Annotated in this window: 19 protein-coding genes and 1 tRNA gene; 3 read left to right on the top strand and 17 right to left on the bottom strand. The window is 65.2% G+C overall.

Annotated elements, in window-relative coordinates; all coding sequences use genetic code 11:
- Positions 1–24 precede the first annotated feature (24 nt).
- Genes HSR6_RS03315 through HSR6_RS03380 form a run of 14 tightly spaced genes read right to left on the bottom strand, consistent with a single transcriptional unit; the run spans position 25 to position 13,522 of the window.
- The gene (locus HSR6_RS03315) at positions 25–801 is read right to left on the bottom strand and encodes an ABC transporter ATP-binding protein (protein WP_070364580.1); all 777 of its coding nucleotides are present in this window, start codon (positions 799–801) and stop codon (positions 25–27) included.
- Complete coding sequence (locus HSR6_RS03320; RefSeq protein ID WP_070364581.1) at positions 798–1,847, bottom strand: FecCD family ABC transporter permease; 1,050 nt, start codon at positions 1,845–1,847, stop codon at positions 798–800. The genes HSR6_RS03315 and HSR6_RS03320 overlap by 4 nt, the downstream gene beginning before the upstream one ends.
- The gene (locus HSR6_RS03325) at positions 1,844–2,971 is read right to left on the bottom strand and encodes an ABC transporter substrate-binding protein (protein ID WP_070364582.1); all 1,128 of its coding nucleotides are present in this window, start codon (positions 2,969–2,971) and stop codon (positions 1,844–1,846) included. The genes HSR6_RS03320 and HSR6_RS03325 overlap by 4 nt, the downstream gene beginning before the upstream one ends.
- On the bottom strand, positions 2,968–5,322 hold the full coding sequence (gene hypF / locus HSR6_RS03330; RefSeq protein WP_071932805.1) for a carbamoyltransferase HypF: 2,355 nt from the start codon (positions 5,320–5,322) through the stop codon (positions 2,968–2,970). Before hypF ends, HSR6_RS03325 begins: the two co-directional genes overlap by 4 nt.
- 3 nt (positions 5,323–5,325) lie before the next feature.
- Entirely contained in the window at positions 5,326–6,111 is a 786-nt protein-coding gene (gene hypB / locus HSR6_RS03335) for a hydrogenase nickel incorporation protein HypB (protein WP_083426090.1), read from the bottom strand.
- A gap of 32 nt (positions 6,112–6,143) precedes the next feature.
- Positions 6,144–6,566, bottom strand: a complete 423-nt coding sequence (locus tag HSR6_RS03340) for a hydrogenase maturation nickel metallochaperone HypA/HybF (RefSeq protein WP_071932806.1) — start codon at positions 6,564–6,566, stop codon at positions 6,144–6,146.
- A complete protein-coding gene (gene hypE / locus HSR6_RS03345; RefSeq protein WP_070364585.1) occupies positions 6,566–7,624 on the bottom strand; it encodes a hydrogenase expression/formation protein HypE in 1,059 nt (352 codons plus the stop codon). The genes HSR6_RS03340 and hypE overlap by 1 nt, the downstream gene beginning before the upstream one ends.
- 1 nt (position 7,625) lies before the next feature.
- Positions 7,626–8,732 carry a hydrogenase formation protein HypD gene (gene hypD / locus HSR6_RS03350; protein WP_071932807.1) on the bottom strand — a complete coding sequence of 369 codons (1,107 nt, stop codon included), beginning with the start codon at positions 8,730–8,732 and terminating at the stop codon, positions 7,626–7,628.
- On the bottom strand, positions 8,725–9,111 hold the full coding sequence (locus tag HSR6_RS10780) for a HypC/HybG/HupF family hydrogenase formation chaperone (RefSeq protein WP_083258812.1): 387 nt from the start codon (positions 9,109–9,111) through the stop codon (positions 8,725–8,727). Before HSR6_RS10780 ends, hypD begins: the two co-directional genes overlap by 8 nt.
- A complete protein-coding gene (locus tag HSR6_RS03360; RefSeq protein WP_070364587.1) occupies positions 9,111–9,314 on the bottom strand; it encodes a hypothetical protein in 204 nt (67 codons plus the stop codon). Before HSR6_RS03360 ends, HSR6_RS10780 begins: the two co-directional genes overlap by 1 nt.
- Positions 9,311–9,874: a hydrogenase maturation protease gene (locus HSR6_RS03365; RefSeq protein WP_070364588.1), complete on the bottom strand. Its 564-nt coding sequence runs from the start codon at positions 9,872–9,874 to the stop codon at positions 9,311–9,313. Before HSR6_RS03365 ends, HSR6_RS03360 begins: the two co-directional genes overlap by 4 nt.
- 1 nt (position 9,875) lies before the next feature.
- Positions 9,876–10,871, bottom strand: coding sequence for a cytochrome b/b6 domain-containing protein (locus tag HSR6_RS03370; protein ID WP_070364589.1), 996 nt, complete (start codon positions 10,869–10,871; stop codon positions 9,876–9,878).
- Positions 10,861–12,408 (bottom strand): nickel-dependent hydrogenase large subunit, encoded by a 1,548-nt coding sequence (locus HSR6_RS03375; protein WP_071932808.1) that lies wholly within the window; start codon positions 12,406–12,408, stop codon positions 10,861–10,863. The genes HSR6_RS03370 and HSR6_RS03375 overlap by 11 nt, the downstream gene beginning before the upstream one ends.
- 4 nt (positions 12,409–12,412) lie before the next feature.
- Positions 12,413–13,522 (bottom strand): hydrogenase small subunit, encoded by a 1,110-nt coding sequence (locus tag HSR6_RS03380; protein WP_070364591.1) that lies wholly within the window; start codon positions 13,520–13,522, stop codon positions 12,413–12,415.
- A gap of 342 nt (positions 13,523–13,864) precedes the next feature.
- Here HSR6_RS03380 and HSR6_RS03385 point away from each other — a divergent pair, with 342 nt between their 5' ends.
- Complete coding sequence (locus HSR6_RS03385) at positions 13,865–14,131, top strand: hypothetical protein (protein WP_070364592.1); 267 nt, start codon at positions 13,865–13,867, stop codon at positions 14,129–14,131.
- Here the strand turns inward: HSR6_RS03385 and HSR6_RS03390 are convergent, their stop codons facing one another.
- Positions 14,132–14,824 carry a type 1 glutamine amidotransferase gene (locus HSR6_RS03390; protein WP_095532144.1) on the bottom strand — a complete coding sequence of 231 codons (693 nt, stop codon included), beginning with the start codon at positions 14,822–14,824 and terminating at the stop codon, positions 14,132–14,134.
- 101 nt (positions 14,825–14,925) lie between these two features.
- Here HSR6_RS03390 and HSR6_RS03395 point away from each other — a divergent pair, with 101 nt between their 5' ends.
- Positions 14,926–15,372: a UPF0179 family protein gene (locus HSR6_RS03395; protein WP_070364593.1), complete on the top strand. Its 447-nt coding sequence runs from the start codon at positions 14,926–14,928 to the stop codon at positions 15,370–15,372.
- On the opposite strand, the gene HSR6_RS03400 is transcribed toward HSR6_RS03395, so the two are convergent.
- Together HSR6_RS03400 and HSR6_RS03405 are read right to left on the bottom strand one after the other, a co-directional pair.
- Positions 15,369–16,157 (bottom strand): M14 family metallopeptidase, encoded by a 789-nt coding sequence (locus HSR6_RS03400; protein ID WP_070364594.1) that lies wholly within the window; start codon positions 16,155–16,157, stop codon positions 15,369–15,371. The genes HSR6_RS03395 and HSR6_RS03400 overlap by 4 nt on opposite strands.
- A gap of 55 nt (positions 16,158–16,212) precedes the next feature.
- Entirely contained in the window at positions 16,213–16,701 is a 489-nt protein-coding gene (locus HSR6_RS03405; protein WP_070364595.1) for a DUF309 domain-containing protein, read from the bottom strand.
- Between the two features lie 137 nt (positions 16,702–16,838).
- Between HSR6_RS03405 and HSR6_RS03410 the strand changes: the two genes are divergently transcribed.
- Positions 16,839–16,922 (top strand) — tRNA-Leu (locus HSR6_RS03410).
- Positions 16,923–17,014 lie beyond the last annotated feature (92 nt).

Below are 17,014 nucleotides of genomic sequence, written 5' to 3' on the forward strand. Positions count from 1 at the left end.
ACCTTGGTATTTCAGAACCGCCTGTTATGAGACTCGGCGCGAACCCTGCGCGTCGACGTGGAGCCGGCCGTCGTGTCGGTCGACCGTCGCCGAGACGCCATACACCGATTCGATGGTCGCGGCGGTGAGGACGGATTCGGGAGTCCCACTGTCGAAGACCTGGCCGTCGGCCAGGATAGACACGGTATCGGCGAAACGGGCAGCCAGCTCGATGTCGTGCATGGCGAGGAGCGTGCCAACGCTCCGGTCGCGGGTCTGGTTCTCGAGGATCTCCAGGACGTCGAGGCGGTGGCGCAGATCCAGGCTGGCAGTCGGCTCGTCGAGGACCATCATCGCCGGCTCTTGAACCAGCAGCCGGGCGATGGCAACCTTCCGGCGCTGGCCCTGGCTGAGCGTGTCCGTGGGGCGAGTCGCGTAGTCGGCCAGCCCGAGTTGGGACAGCACCGCCCCGACCCGGTCCCGGTCCTCATGGCTGGGTCGCCAGCTGGTGTGTGGCGTCCGACCAAGCAAAACCGCCTGGAAGACGGAGGTGGCGAAGGTCGGGGATTCCGACTGTGGGACGTACGCGATCGTTTCGGCGCGTTCCGGGCCCGAGAGATCGCTGATCGATGTGCCCTCGACCAGCACCTGGCCACGATCCGGTTCGAGCAGCCCCGTCGCGGCTCGCAACAGCGTCGACTTTCCGACGCCGTTCGGTCCGAGCAACGCGTGGATCGAACCCGAACTCACGGAAAGCGAGACACCATCCAGTACCGGTGTGTCGTCGTACGCCACCGCGAGGTCCTCGATTTCGAGTGTCACCAGTGTTCCCTCCCTGCGATGACCAGGTAGACGAAAAGCGGCGCGCCCAGAAACGCCGTCAGGACCCCAACCGGCAGTGATAATGGATCGAAGGCGGCCCTGGCAGCCGTATCCGCGCCCACCAGCAGGATCGCCCCGACGAGTCCACTGGCCGGCAGCAGAATGCGTTCGTCCGTTCCGACCACCTTTCGGGCGATGTGTGGTGCGACCAGGCCGATGAAGCCGATGATGCCGACAAAGGAGATGACCACGGCGGTCCCGAAGGCGCCGACGAGCATCCCCACCGTTCGCAGTCGAGGCACGTCGACGCCCAGACTGGCGGCGGTTTCGTCACCCGCGTCGAGAACCGTGTACTGCCAGCCACGGAGCGAGAAGTAGCCTGCACTTGTGAGCACGCCGACGGCCATAATGGCCACCGTCGGCCAGGTGAGTCGGCCCAGATCGCCGAACGTCCAGTACACGATCGCCGCCACTTCCGTGTCCGAGGCGAGATACTGGATCACCGTGAGCCCCGCGTTGAACACCGCGCCGAGGGCGACCCCCGTCAGGATGAGCGTTTCCGGGGAGGCGTTTTTGAACCGGATCAGGAGGAGGATCACACTCGTGGAGCCCAGGGCCAGCGCGAAGGCCGTCGCGGTCGTCAGGTACGGCCCGAAGATCGACCCGGCTGCCGATTCGACCCCACGAACGGCGATCGAGAGGGCCGCCCCGAACGCCGCCGCTTGCGAAATGCCCAGGGTGTACGGGGCCCCGAGCGGATTGCGAAGCACTGACTGCATGGCCGTTCCGACGTAGGCGAGTCCGGCACCCGCAATCGCTCCGCCCAGGACCCGGGGCAACCTGATTTGCCACACGACCCGCTGGGCGAAAGGCGAGCCAGACCCCGAAAGCGACCCGATGACGGCGCTGGCCGAGAGGTCGATCGACCCCGAGAGCATCGCGTGAACCGAGACCGCCAGCAGTACGACGACCCCGCCCAGGAGCACGAGTTTCCGCCGGGACTGCTGGGTCGTGTACGCCTCGATCGCTTCGGTGGCATTGCTCATGATTGGGTGTCTGTTCCGCGTTGGGTCAGGTCGATTCGCTCGTAGGCCGACAGCTGCTGTCGGATCTCCGGAAACGGGTTCTCACCCAGGAGCGATCCGTACACCGACGCGGCGATCGACTGGAGATCGACCGCACCGAACCTGTCGGGAAAGAGCGTTGCACCGACGTAGTAGGCGTTTACGAGCATCGTCCCGACGTTCTCGTGGTAGTGAGAGACCGGCGGGACGGCGAAGGTGTGGCCACTTGTGAGTGCCGACAGCGATCGAAGCGCGGGGTGCCGGGAGAGATCGTCCCGAATCAATCCGGTGTTCTGCGCACTCAGGAAGATCGCGTCTGGGTCCCATTGGAGGAGCCGTTCCGGATCGATGTCGACCGACCCGCGGTCGGTGCTCACGGACTCGGCGACGTTTTTCGCCCCGCTGAACTGAAAGGGTGGATAGGGAACCCGGGTGGTCGTCAGCCCCTGTGCCCCCTTGTAACTCACTCCGCCAGCATAGGCGGTCGTGGACGGGCGTTCTGGAGCCTGCTCGTGGATCGCCGCGACGTGGTCGGATACCGTCTCGATGATCGATTCGGCCCGAGTTGGCTCGTGTAACACCTCGCCGACGAGCCGCCAGGTGTCATAGAGTCTCTCTCGACCGCCGGAATCCAGCGGGATCGGGAGGTCCAGGACCACCGTCGGGACGCCGGTCTGTGCCTGAATCCGGTCGGCAGCCCCGGTCCCCCCGATCGCGGAGAGAAAGACGACATCCGGCTCGACTGCCAGAATCGATTCGGCATCGCCGGCAGCGTCCGGCCCGGAAGGGCCGATGATCGGCAGATCTTGCAGTTCGGGGTTGGCGGCGTTATACGGAAGGGTTCGAAAGTCTGCCTGTTCCCCGCGCTCGACGCCGACGACCCGGTCGATCGCTTCGAAATAGGCTATCTGCCTGAGCGCACCTGGGCCAATGGCGATCACGCGCTCGACTGTTTCGGGAAGCGGAACCGACCGCCCGGCGCCGTCGAGTATCTCTCGGCTGGCATCGATCGCCAGCGCCGAGGGCCCTGGGAGCGACCCCGTACAGCCGGCGAGGCCGACCGCCCCCAGCGTTCCCAGTCCGCCGAGAAATGCACGTCGATTCATCGGTCACCACCCGGTGTATCCGGTAGCCTCGCCGTCGCGACGATCCCCTGGCCGTACGAGAGCCCTCCATCGCCCGGTGGAACGTTCTGGTGGGCGAGAAACTGAAACCCGGCAGCTTCGACGGTCCGCCGTATCCGTCGAGTGATGGCCTCGTTGGACGCCACCCCGCCGGAGAAGCCGATCACCTCCCGATCCAGTCTTGCAGCCGCTGCCACCGCGATCCGGGCCAATCCTCGGGCGAGGGCGTCCTGTGCCGTTGCGGCCACGACTGGGGGTGGTTCCGAATCAGCGAGGACGGAAAGTTGCTGGGCGAGTTCCTGGACATCGAGGGTTGTGTATCCCGAGTCCTGTCGGAGCGGAAGTGTGAGCTCCCGGGGCGTGGCCCCCGCGGCGACGGCTTCGAGTTCGATCGCCGGCTGTCCCTCGTACTGGCGCTGCGGACAGACTCCCAGCAGGGCACTGATCGCATCGAGGAATCGGCCAGCACTCGTCGTGATCGGGGCGTTGACGCCGGCTGCGAGACTCTCCCTGACCCCAGCGACACGGGTCGTATCGAGCGGTGTCTGTGCCGTCAGGAGCGTATCGATTCGCTCGGGCTCATCGAGCAAACTCGCGAGGATCCGCGAGGGGTACTCGATCGCGGCTTCCCCACCGGGGAGTCGAAACTGGCTCAGGCCGCCGACCCGTGTGAAGTCCACCCGGGTGGAGTCGAGCACCTCGCCACCCCAGATCGTGTCGTCAGGGCCGTAGCCGGTCCCGTCAGCGACGATCACGATCCCTTGCTCGCGATCGTGTTCGGCCAGCAGCGCGGCCGCATGCGCGTGATGATGCTGCACGGGAATCGGCTGGGCCCCGCCGTCGGCGTTTTCGACGCCAGGCCTGGACGCTGCGTACTCCCTGGCGAACTGGCTGCTCAGGAAGTCCGGGTGCATGTCACAGGCCACGAAGGTCGGCTCAACGCCCAGGAGGTTGGTGAGGTGCTCGACGGTCTCCTCCAGAAACGCTTCACTCGCGGGGCCCGCGAGGTCACCGAGATGCTGGGAGGGTATCACCTCGTCGTCTCTGAGTACGGCCACGGTGTTGTCGAACTCGGCCCCGACCGCCAGCCCTGGCGGCCCGCGCTCCCGGCGTGGAAGTGGCTGTGGAACCCAGCCGCGTGATCGGCGGAGGAAGGTCCGGGAGCCGTCGACTTCCCGAACGACGCTGTCGTCACATCGGGCGACGATCTCCCGGTCGTGGACCAGGGCGGCGTCGATGACCGACGAAAGCTCCGCGAAGATCGAATCGACGGTGATACACATGGGCTCGCCGGGGCGGTTGGCACTCGTCATCACCAGTGGGCCCTCCACGGATTCCTCATCGAACAGGCGGTGATGGAGCCCGGCGTAGGGGAGCATCACCCCGACCGTGTGAAGCCCGGGGGCGACGGCATCGAGTGCCCCATCGTCCGCCCGGTCGAGAACCACGATCGGCCGGCGCACGGCTTCGAGAAGCGACGCTTCGGTCTCGGAGACCGTGGCCAGCTCCCGGGCCTGGTCGATCGACCGTGCCATGATTGCAAACGGCTTCGCCGGCCGCCCAGTCAGGGTTCGCAGCCGGTCGACCACGGCTTGCTCGGTCGCCGAGCAGGCGAGATGGGTGCCCCCGATCCCCTTGATCGCCACGATGTCACCCGCAGCGAGTCGTTCTCGCGTGGCACGGATCGCCGCCGATTCGGTCTGTTCGATTCGGCGGCCCTCATCTGTCGGGACGGCGAGCTTGAGTGTGGGCCCACATGTGGGGCAGGCGATCGTCTGGGCGTGAAATCGTCGGTCCGTCGGGCGCTCGTATTCCGACGCACAGTCCTCGCACATCGGAAAGGCGTCCATCGCAGTCCGTGGCCGATCGTAGGGGAGCTCCCGGATGACGGTGTATCGCGGGCCACAGTCGACACAGGACGTGGCCCAGTAACCGTGGTAGCGTGACTCGGGATCCCGGATGTCCGACAGACACTGCTCACAGATTCCCGTATCCGGTGGGATCGTTCCCGTTCCGCCCTCGCTCTCCACGGAGTCGAGGATCCGGAACTGATCGGGCTGTTCAAGGGGTGGGGCAGCGGCGGCTGGGTGCCGGTCGACCGAAACGGACTCGACACGGGCCAGCGGAGGAGGCGAGTCATGAAGGTCGGTGAGGAATGCCTCGACTGACTCGTCGTGCCCGTCGAGGACGATTTCGACGCCCGCGTCCCCCGTGTTTCGGACCGTGCCGGCAAGGTCGTGGGCTCCGGCGCGACGGACCACGAACGGCCGGAAGCCGACCCCCTGGACGACGCCCGTGACCTGAATTTGGGCCCGAGTTCGAGTGTCGGTCATCGACTACTGGTGGGTGTGCCCGGTGTAATTCTCCCGCCTGGCCATCAGGAACGCCGCGAGGTCATCGACTCCCGTTCCAGCCTTGGCGTTCGTCTCGAACACTGGGATTTCGGGGGCGACCTCGTGGATGTCGCCCCGGACCCGGTCGAGGTCCGTTCCGACGGCCTCGGCCAGGTCGATCTTGTTCACGACCGCGGCGTCTGCCGCCTGCACCAACAGTGGGTGCTTGCCGACGACGTCCCCGCCCTCGGTCGTACTCACGACCAGCACCCGGAGGCTCGTCCCGAGGGGGAAATCCGCCGGACAGACCATGTTCCCCACGTTCTCCACGTAGAGTGTGTCCAGGGCTTCGAGATCAAAGGCCGAGAGTGCCGAATCGACCCCGTCCGGGTCGAGATGACACTCCTTGCCGGTGTTGATGTTCTCGACGGGGATGCCGTACTCCCGGAGCCGGGTGGCGTCGTCCTCGCCCGCCACGTCGCCCACGACAGCCCCAACACGTTCGTCTGCCGGGGCCCGTTCGAGCAACTCCTCGATGAGTTTGGTCTTCCCGCCCCCCGTGCTGCCGACGAATTCGACGGCAAAGACCTCGTTTTCGTGGACGAGCCGTTCGTGAACCTCGCCCGCTCGCTCCCGGATGGCCGCCAGCACGTCGGCTTCCGCATCGGAGCCACCGGTCGCTTCGAATTCTCCGTGCCCGAACCGGTGGGCTCGGAGCGGGCCCAGCAGGCGCTCTCGTAGATCCGGGAGCCCGACACGGGCTCCGTGGTCGTCGTGCAGTCCGGCCATTCGGTCGACCAGGGTTGGATTGTGCTGAAACATTAACTTGGGGACCCGCGAACTTCGTCCGCCCGGCGGGCCGGCGGTTTGTCCTCGGGTGATGCGTCAGGGACCTCGATGCTCGCGAGCCGACACTCCCGTCCCCGCACGAGGTCGGCGCGCTGCCCGCAGTCCGGACACCGGATATTCGGGGCGAACCCGCCCGGGAGATCGAGGCTTTCAGGGGTTCCCTCCCAGCCACAGTCACACTCGGCCCGTGGCTGGATGGTTTCGGTGCGGATGGTCGCCTCGGCCGCGGGTGTCGAATCGGCGATCGCTTCCAGGCAGAAGACCACCTGCTCGGGGTTGACGTGGGTGGCCCGCCCGATCTCGATCGTCAGGGCGTCGATCCGGTCGGCCCCGTGCTCGTTCGCCGCGTCGACGGCCCTCGACAGGATGCCGTTGGCGATGCTGATCTCGTGCATCAGCAGATCCGGGGGAGTGGCTCCCCCTCGGGTTCGCTGAGATACCGCCGGCCGAAGCCGGTGTCTACCACGACCCGGCCAGCGTGGTCGTCGGTCACCTGCCCGATAATCGCGGCGTCCTCGCCGCCCGGGACAGTGTGAATCGCCGCCAGCACGTCCTCGGCATCCTCGGGGGTCACTCCCATGACGACTTTCCCCTCGTTGGCGACCGAGAGCGGGTCGATTCCGAGGACCTCCCCGGCCGAGGCGATCGGCCCGGAGACGGGGATCGACTCCTCCGTAAGATCGATGCCCACGTCGGCTTTCCCGGCCATCTCGTTCAGCGCGTTCGCCAGCCCGCCGCGGGTCGGGTCCTTCATCGCCGTGATTCGACCGGCGTCGAGGGCCACATTTACGAGGTCGTTGACCGGGGCGACGTCACTCTCCAGGGCACCCGTGAAGTCAAATCCCTCTCTTTCAGCGAGCAGCGCGATTCCGTGATCGCCCATCGACCCGCTCACGATGATCGAATCGCCAGGTTCCAGGCCGGCGTCGGGGACTGGCTGCTCGCGGTCGACGTACGCGACCCCGGCGGTGTTGATGAGAATGCCGTCGATCTCGCCGTTGCCCATGACCTTCGTGTCTCCCGTCGAGATCGGCACGCCGGCTTGCCTGGCCGTCTCGGCCATCGACTCGATCACGCGCTCGACGTCCGCGGTGGGGACTCCTTCTTCGATCACGAGCGAGCAGGTGAGCGCGGTGGGGGTGGTTGCGCCCATCACGGCCAGGTCGTTGACTGTTCCGGCCACCGCGAGCCGGCCGATATCGCCTCCCGGGAAAAATCTGGGCGAAACCACGTGGCTGTCAGTCGTGATCACGAGCGCTCCCTCCCCAGCCGGATGCACGGCTCCGTCGTCGAGTTCTGGGAGTCCAACGAGGGTGTCATTTCCCGTTTCGGCCCCGTTCCCGGTGAACTGGGGCACGACGAGTTCATCCAGAAGCGACCGCATCGCTCCGCCCCCGGCGCCGTGTGCGAGCGTGACGAACTCCTGGTCCGATTCGGTGGTATCTCGTGTCATGTTAGAGGTTTGGGTGGCCGCCGTACTCGTCCCAGATCTTGCACGTGCCCTCGCTGCTGACCATGCACGCTCCGACCGGGTTCGACGGGGTGCACTCCTCACCGAAGAGGTCACACTCGTCCGGATCTGCCTTCCCCGCCATGATGTCCCCACAGATGCACTGTTCGGTCAGCGGGTCGGGTCCGTCATCGACCGGTTCCACGTCGAAGCGGCGTCTGGCGTCGTACTCGGCGTAGGGATCCCGAAGCACGAGATTCGCGCCCGGGATTTCGGCGATCCCGCGCCACTCCCCGGGAACCGTCTCGAAGACGTCCCACATCGTCTCCAGGGCCTGCTCGTTGCCCGCTTTCGAGACACAGCGGGGGTAGGCGTTCTCCAGGCCGGCTTTTCCGTCTCTGACGTACTCCAGGAGCCGCTCGATCGCCAGCAGCACGTCGATGGGCTCGAACCCGCCGACCACGATCGGCAACTCGTAGGTCTCGACGAACGGTTCGAAGAGCCCGTACCCGGTGATCGTCGCGGCGTGGCCCGCGGCGAGAAAGCCGTCGATGTCCACGTCGGGCATCTCGGCGACGACCTCCATCGCCGGCGGGACGTACTTGTGTGCCGAGAGCACCGAGAAATTCGCGGGTGGGTCGGCGTCGAGGATCGCTGCCGTCGGGGCGGCCGTCGTCTCGAACCCGGTTGCGAAGAAAACGATTTCTTCCTCGGGATTTGCCGCCGCCAGTTCGACCGCCTCGCTGGCCGAGTAGACGACTTCCACCGACGCACCGTCCGCACGGGCGTCCGCGAGGCTCTTCTTGGTTCCTGGCACCCGAAACATGTCCCCGTAGGTCGCGACGGTCGCTCCCTGTTCGGCGATCGCGACGGCCTCGTCGACCTCCGGCATGTTCGTCACACAGACGGGACAGCCCGGTCCCATTCGCACGGAGAGCCCATCCGGCAACATGCTTCGGAGCCCGAATTTGGCGATGGCCTGCTCGTGGGAGCCACAGACGTGCATCAGGGAGACTGGCTCGTCGATGTCGGCCATCAGGGTTTCCAGTCGGTCGGCCAACTGTTCTGCCTGTGCCGGGTCCCGGAACTGGAGGGGCTCGGTCTCAGACATCGTCCTCGGAATCCGCTTCGGGATCGGTTCGGGCGTCGCCGGGCCCGCGGGGAACCCGGTCGGTCGAGGCGACCGGCCTGTCCTCCGCCCTCGCTGCTGGTCGGTCGCCGAACTCGAGGGTGGCGTCTGTCGCGCCGATCTCTTCGAGGGCGTCGGCTTCGTCGCCGCTCAAAAACGACTCGTAGAGCGCCATCGTCTCTGCCACCTCGTCGTCGGGGATCTTTCTGATCGCGAAGCCGGCGTGGTTCAGCACGTAGTCCCCGACTGTGACCTCCTCGCCCACGATGTCGAGGCGAACGGACTTCTCGACGTTCCAGAATTCCGCCTGGGCGACCTGGCCGTCGATCTCCAGGATCTCGCCCGGGATGCCCAGACACATCAGCCTTCACCTCCCTCGTCGGCGACGGGCTGGGTCCCGTCGAGTTCGCCCTCTACCTCGACGTGCAGGTTCCAGGGGTCGTTCCCCAGGAGCCGATCCGGGCGGATGGCCCCTCGGACGTGATGGCCCTGCCGTTCGTGCTCGGCGATCGCTTCGGAATCGATTCGGGTCGAACAGTCGGTGCAGTACCAGCTACTTGTCATGCGTTGTCTGCCTGGGGTGGATGGTTCGGGCGGTCGGGCAATTCCTCGCGGACGCGAGCCACCAGTGCGGGGACAGCCTGCTCGATTGGCTCGCTCAACGTCATCGACATCTCGATGCGCTTCGGTTCGACGCCGAGGATGAGCACCTCCCCGGGGAGATCATACGCCTCCCGGCCCGCCTGGAGTGCCTCGGCAAAGGAGAAATCGTGCATGGTCATCTCGGGGATCTCCCCGGCGAAGGCACCGTCCACATACCGGTACTGGTGGACGGTTCCGGGCGCGGCCCCGGTCGCGATCGCATCGAGAACGATCGCCCGGTCGCAACCGCTCATGGCTTCGAGTGCAAAAAAGGCGGTCGTCGCGGCGTTGGCGAGCGTGAGATCCGGTCTGTCGGCTTCCGGGCCGGCTTCGAGCCGTTCGAGGACCCGCGCACCGACCCCGTCGTCCCCCATTATCGGGTTGCCGACTGCGATGACGGCCACTGAGGTGGCTTCCCCATCTCCCTGTGCGATCGCTGTTCGATCGGTTCGGTCCGACTGCGGGTCACGAGTCGCTGGCATGTCAGGATCGCTCCTCCGGGGTGTCGGTCGCCTCAGGCTGCTCCTCGGTCGGGGTTTCCGTTTCGGGCCCGGCAAGCGAGTCCTGAATGTCCGGTTCCGTTCCGAACAATCGCGCGAGACCGGACAGCGGTCCGAGGAGTGTGTCCTTCGAACGGGCAGCCCCCTGTCGCTCTGGTCGGTTCTCGGCTGTTACGCGCCAGCCGTCGAGCCGTCCGTGAATCATCGAGAACAGGAGATCGTGGTTGCTCGGCAGCAGCGGGAAGTACGCGTGCATGGCCACCGACGCGAGGATGATCGCCGTCGAGACCAGGTGAATCCGGAGGATCGTCTCGAAGGCGAACCAGCTGTCCATGAAGCCCAGCGTCGCGATCCACCAGGCCGGATCGCTGGCGAGGGCCGCCCAGAGTGCAAAGCCGGTGAGTGTGAGGATGCCGACGAACAGCCATGTCGCATACCAGAAGGCCGTCTGGGTCGGGTGGTGACCGATCCACTCCTCGTTCTCGGCGTCATAGGACCGCCGGGCCTTCTTGTAGCCCGGGATGTAACTCGCGAGGCCGAGAAAGGCGAGTGCGATCACGATCTGCTCCTGGAGTTGCTCGCGGGTGAGCAGGACCGACTTCCCGTCGACGTAAATCGAGTAGAAGGGGTACAGGAGGAACGCCACGACTGCGAGCAGGACTCCGGACCAGACATGAACCAGGAAGGCCGGGTTGTACCCGCCCCAGATCCCGATGTCGAGTGGGCCATAGACGCCGAGCCATTTCGAGAGCCCCGTGAGCGTCACGAGGATCATCAGCACGAGCAGTGACCAGTGAGTCAGGATCGTCCCCCAGCTATGCCAGTTGAGGGACTCCTTGTCGGCCTCGTCCAGGTATCGGTATCGCTCGTAGCGGTCGGCGACCGTGAGCCACAGCCGGCCGAGCCACCGTTCACTGGCTGGTGACCGGTGGGCCCGGTCCCTCGTGGTCCCGCCGTCCGTCCGCTTCTCAGATGTCACAGCTCCCACCTCCGATCGACGGCGTGACGGGTTCGACTTCGGTTTTGGAGGCGTTCTCCGGGCTCTGGACGTGGACCGAACAGGCCAGACAGGGGTCCATCGAGCGGATCGTCCGCAGGACGGTCAGTGGGCTCTCGACGTTCGAGACCACGTCGCCGACAACCCCCTCTTCCAGCGGACTCGGCTGGCCCGAGCCGTCTCGCGGTCCGAGGTTCCAGATCGTCGGGGTAATGATCTGGTAGCGCTCGATTTCGCCGTTTTCGATGTCCATGTAGTGGGAGAGCGCCCCGCGGGAGGCCTCCATCAGTCCGACGCCTTTCCCGGTGAAGTCATCCGACCAGTCGTCTGCCATGAACGGCTCGCTGGGATCGATGGCGTCGAGCCAGTCCATGATCTGGTCTCTGACGACGAGGGTCTCCTGGGCCCTGGCGATCAGGCGGTTGAGCGTGTTGCTCTCGGCTGCGCCCCCGCCGAGGGTCGCTCGCAAGTCGAAGGGATCCAGCCCAGTGATCGTCATGCGGGCGAGCGGGCCGACCTCCATGGACTGCCCCTCGAATCGAGGTGCTTTCCCCCAGGAGTAGGCCTGGTCCTTCTCGGGCGCCGGTTCGGGCGGCTTGGCGTCGGTTGGTGCGCCGCCGGAGTCATCGGTGTACCAGGAGTACTCGGTGTCTTCGGTGATGCCGTCGATGATCTCCTGTTTTGTCAACTCCTCGGCGGACCCGTTGCGGTACACACCTCGCTTGAGGAACAGCTCGCCCGACTCGGGGTCCTCGAACATGCCGTTGCTGTAGAACCGGTCCGGTCCCTGACCGATGTCCGCCGCGCCGGCCTCGGCGGCCGCGAGGATGATCGAAACGATGTCGTGGAGCCCCTCACCGAGCGCGGGATCGAACTCCCCGTTCTGTACGTTCTCGATGACCTGGGGGACGTTTTCCGTCGCCCCGAGCCAGTTCGAGACTTCCTGGACCCGGGATTTCACGGCCTGGATCGTCGAGACGTCGGGCCGGGTCGCTAACCCGCCGGGAACGTAGGCAACCGGGTGGGGGGCCCGGCCGCCGAACTCCGCCAGGGCCTTCATGACCTTCCGCTGGTTCGCCATCGCGGCCATGTAGCCGTCGCCTTCGAGGGGGTCGAGCCGGTCGAAGCCGGTCCCCGCGACGGCGTCGCTGTAATCGGGCCCGACCAGGGCGAAAAGGTGGACGGCGTGATTCCAGAGGTAGAAGATGCCCTCGACGGTGTCCCGGAGGCGAACGGCGTTTGCCGGTGGGCCGCCAAAATCCACATCTTCAGCGTTCAACGCGGCGTCCTCGGCCGCCTTCGAGGAGCAAAAGCGGTGACAGAGGAAACAGACCCCACAGACCATCCCGGTGATCTGGGGGGCATCCGACGGCGGCCGACCCAGCGTGACGATCTCCGCCCCACGGAACATCTCCATCTTGCTTTTGGCCTCGGTGACGGTCCCGTCCGCGTCGACCTGCAGGGTGATGCCGTGATGGCCTTCGATGCGTGTCGTCGGGTCGATATCGATCTCTGGCATGGTATTACTCCGTGTCCTCCTCGGCCGCTTTGGTCTCCGCGTCGGCTTTCTCGGCCGATTCGAACTTCCCGTAGCCCATCGCCCGACGGCCGAGGTGGGCACCGATTCCGGCGGCGGCCGCCGCGACACCGACCGCCCCGGCCTGTGTGGCGCTCACGTTGCCCAGGACTGGGCTCCCTTCCATCTCCTGCTGGAACGGGGAGAACCGGTCCCAGAACCCGGGCTCCATGCAGCCGATACAGGGTGCGCTGACGTTCAGACAGACACTCGTGCCGTCGTTCCAGAGTCTCGTCTGGTCGTCGCAGTGGGTGTACGGGCCTTTACAGCCCTGTTTCAACAGGCAGCCCTCACCGCCCGGCTTGTCCGCGAACTCCCCACGGTCGAAGTACCCCCGGTGCATGCAGTTGTCGTGCACCAGCGGTTCGTAGAACGGAAGCGGCCGGTTGTACTCGTCGAGTTCGGGGACGTGTCCATTCAGGACCGTCGCGAGGGTCAACAACACGTAATCGGGATTCGGCGGACAGCCACCCAGGTTGACGACGGGGAGGCCGGCCCCGCCGGTAAAGTCCGCGCCGAGGACACCCCCCTTCTTTCGTTTCTCGAACTGGAGCCCCTTCGCGCCCGTGACGTTCTCCCCGAGGTCGTAGAGTCGTTTCTTGTTCTCGGCAGCCGGCCACCCCCCGAAGGCCGCACAGTTGCCAACGCTCACGATGATGTCCGACTGCGGGGCGAGGTCGGTCACCCAGTCTTCGGCGGTCCGCCCACCGATCGTCGCCGCCTCGGGGATGTCTGTCGGGATCGACCCCTCGACGATGAGGATGTCCGGTGACATGCTCATCGACTCGATGGCAGCCTCCCCCGCCTCGGGCATGATCGTCGGGTGGAAGGTTACTTCGAGTCTGAACTCGTTCAGCGCCTCTTCGAGGGTCGGATACTGGGCCTGCAGCGTCGAGATCGTACAGCCGGTACACGACTGGCCCTGGAACCAGACGACTTCCATATCTCCTTCCGCGACCTGCTCGAAGGCGCGGGCGATCTCCGTCCCGTACTGTGAGATGACTCCCCCGGCCGCCGTTGAGCCGACGAGCCGGAGGAAGTTACGACGGGTTGTCATTGTTACTCGGCCACAGTTACCACAACACGGTGGATTTCATTAACAACAGCCCGTAGTTCTCAGCTGTTGCGAAGGCCTACATGTCTGATATCCCTACATGTGCCCTGATATCCGATCAAATCGCTCAAACGTGTCTCTAACTGTATTATGAACGTTTTCTTCCGTTGGCATTTTGTGGTCGTATTGTATGAAATTCCCAACACATGCCCGGTTCTCGATGGCAAACTGTTCCAGCGACGGCCGATTCTGTCAGTTGCCGGGCGGCCCACGATTTGGAGCAGTAATCACAATACCGATAACAACCTTTAGTTACGTGACGGCCCAACGGCGAAGTGAGACACAATGGCCGACACAAACAACGGTGCACTCCAGACCCTGATCGACGTCGCCGAAGGCGAGCGAACACTTACCGTCTCGGAGTTCGAGGAAATCATCGCGGACCTCGAAACCCAGACCAAGTACACGATCGAGGACTACAACATGTTCTGCACCTCCGAGGACATCGTCGTGGTCTGTGATACGGACACCGAGGAGTTCGTTCAGATCGAGATCCCGATGAGCGAGGGGGCGGATGGCGACCAGGAAGTAATCGTCACCCGGGATACCTGATCAGGCAGCGTCGGTGACGATCGCCTCGAAGTTCTCGAAGACCCGCGCTGCAGGACGGGCTTTTTCGAACGTTTCCGGCGTGATCTCGGCCAGGACGGATTCGATCCGTTCTGCCGGGAGGTCTTTCCCTCTGGTTACCTTTCTCGCCGTCTCCATGTCGTACTCCGGATGGAACTGCACGCCGTAGGTCCGTCCAAGGCGGTAGGCCTGGATCCCCACGTCGTTTTCGGCCAGGCGCGTCGCGCCCTCGGGAAGTTCGTAGACGCGATCCGAGTGGGTTTCGAAGGCGACGAAGGTTTCAGGAATCCCGTCAAGCAATCGGCTCTCCGTAGTCCGGGTGATGGCCCGATAGCCCAGTTCGTAGTCGTCCATGGCGACGATCCGGCCACCAAGCGCCTGAGCGAGGAACTGGTGGCCCCAGCAGATGCCGAACAGGGGAACGCCCGCGGCGTGGGCTTCCCGTGCCCACTCCGTCAGGCGATGAATCCACGGCCGGTCCTCGTAGACCGAACACTGGGAGCCAGTGACGATCACCGCATCGAATGCCGCCTCCGGGCCTGTCACCGTCGGTGGTTCGGCCCCCTCGCTGACCTTGAACCCCGTGAGTGCGGCTTCGGTTACCCGCTCGAAGTTCCGCTGGGCCGGGGTCTCCCCGATCGACGCGTCGATGAGGGCGATATCCAGCACGGGCACCAGTAGTTCTTCGTCCCGTATAGCATTGTGGATTCTTCCCACGGACGGCCGATTTCGGTCCCAGCGGGATGTTTAACCATTCGGGTCGCGAAACCCGGCGTATGTCCCTGACCCTCCTCGGAACCCACATCGCCGAGACGGGTGCGGAGTTCGTCTATCGCGGCGAGGCAGCCGGCTGTGAGGGATGTCCCTACCGCAAACAGTGTCTCACCCTCGATTCCGGAACCCGATACGCCGTCACGGACGTTCGCGAGGGCGGGGAGATACTCGACTGTGCGGTCCACGAGGAGGGGGTCGTCGCGGTCGACGTCGAGACGACCGCCGTCGAGGCGAACGTTCCTTCGAAGGCGGCCTACGCGGGAAGCCGAGTCTCGCTCGCTGGGACCTGCCCACACACCGAATGCCCGAGTCACCCGCTCTGTGAGCCACTCGGTGCAGACATGGACACGGAGTACCGGATCGTCGAGATCCTCGGGGACCCGCCTCACGACGTGTGTCACCTGAACCGCTCGCTCACCCGCGTCAAACTCGCGCCGGCCAATCGCTAGGCCGGGGACAGCGAGCCCTGTTTTCGGCCGCGATACCCGAAGATGTCGCGATACCCGTACGCGGAGAGTAGCACCGGCCAGAACTCCTCGTCAGCCTGGAGCCGTTGTTGGTCGGCTCGGGCGAACGTCTCTCCCTGATCGACTCGATTGAAGTTGTTCACGAACACCTCGTAGTCCTCCGCGGGGGGCTTCTGGATGGCCTTGCCCATCTCGAACAGCGGGCGTTCGGTTGCGGACAGGTCACCCGGCAATGCGCCCGTCGCGACGAGAAACTCCTCGGCAAGCTGTTTGGCGTTTGCTGTCGCCGTCTCGCTGCCCTGGTAGCCCGCTTCGACTTCGATCACGGTCGAACTCGTATCGAAGATCCGTCCGTCCTCGAGGGGACCGGCGTCGACGACGGCCTCGACCGAGAGACGGGAGACGATCGGTTCGACGCCATTCGAGAGCCCCGAAACGATGGCGAAGGGATCGTGGGTCGACTGCGTGGAGTGAATCGAGAGGACGGTCTTGCCCTGGATCTCCCGCCGGAGGCGGTCGGCCAGGCCAGCCTCGTAGGCAGTCTTCGTGGAGACGTAATCGAACGAGCGATTCAGATCGGCGTCGACATACCGGACCCCGGCATCGATGGCCCGTTCGTTCGCGACGATCAGTCGGACGGGACGGGCAACCTCCGGCTCGGCCTCCAACAGCCATTCGACCGCCCGCACCCCACAGGGTTCGTCCCCGTGGATGCCGCCGACGATCACGAGTTCGGGCTCGCCCGTCCCCAGCTGGGCGATTCGCATTATCCCCTCTTCGGTGACCCAGGCGCAAAAAGGGCGTGCCTTCCGTGTCCCCCGGTCAGGGGAGTGACGCGGCGTAGCCCAGGTCCTCTTTGCCGGCGGTCGGATGAGTTCCGTCCAGCGCGATTCGAAGCTCCGTGACCCGTTCCGGTGACCGTCTGATGGCCTGAACGTCCTGGCGGAGTTGTGCGACATCGACTCCGTAGAAGTTCTCCGGAACGCCCTGGAGGTAGCCCATTGCCGAGCCGAGAAGCTTGCGAAGGCCGGCCTCGTTGTCGAGCCCGTCGTACTTGTAGGCCCCGGCGGCGACCTGTGTCATCCCCTGCAGGAAGGACTTCTCCAGCGTGCCGTTTCCGTAGTTGAACCACTCGTCTTCGAAGCAATCGTGGGCCTCGTGGTAGGCCCCGGCGTTGACGAGCCGAACCCCGTGTATTGTGGCCTGTCGCAGCGTGTCGTGCTCCCACCGCCCCTTCTCGGGTAACCATCCCGGTGGATTCGAGCCGGCTGGAGGCGGTCGAACTGACCGGTCACGGGTGTGATCGTCCATGGCACTATAGAGGGACCATATAGAGGTGTGCCCTCGGAACGCCGAGGATATCGCCGGTTTCTCCCCCTCGTTCCGAGTGCCTGGCCCGCGTGCCTTCGCAACCCTAATGCAGGTCGATATCCAACCACCGGTCGCGTGCGAGGGTAGCCAAGCTCGGAAACGGCGGCGGACTCAAGATCCGCTCCTGTAGAGGTCCAAGGGTTCAAATCCCTTCCCTCGCACTGCAAAGTGCAGAAGACCCGGAGCGGTCTTCCCTCGCAAGCGAGGTCGAACGCAGTGAGACCTCGACGGCGAACGGGGAGGAACGACCCGT

The organism is Halodesulfurarchaeum formicicum, assembly GCF_001886955.1.
In the GTDB taxonomy this organism is placed as follows: domain Archaea; phylum Halobacteriota; class Halobacteria; order Halobacteriales; family Halobacteriaceae; genus Halodesulfurarchaeum; species Halodesulfurarchaeum formicicum.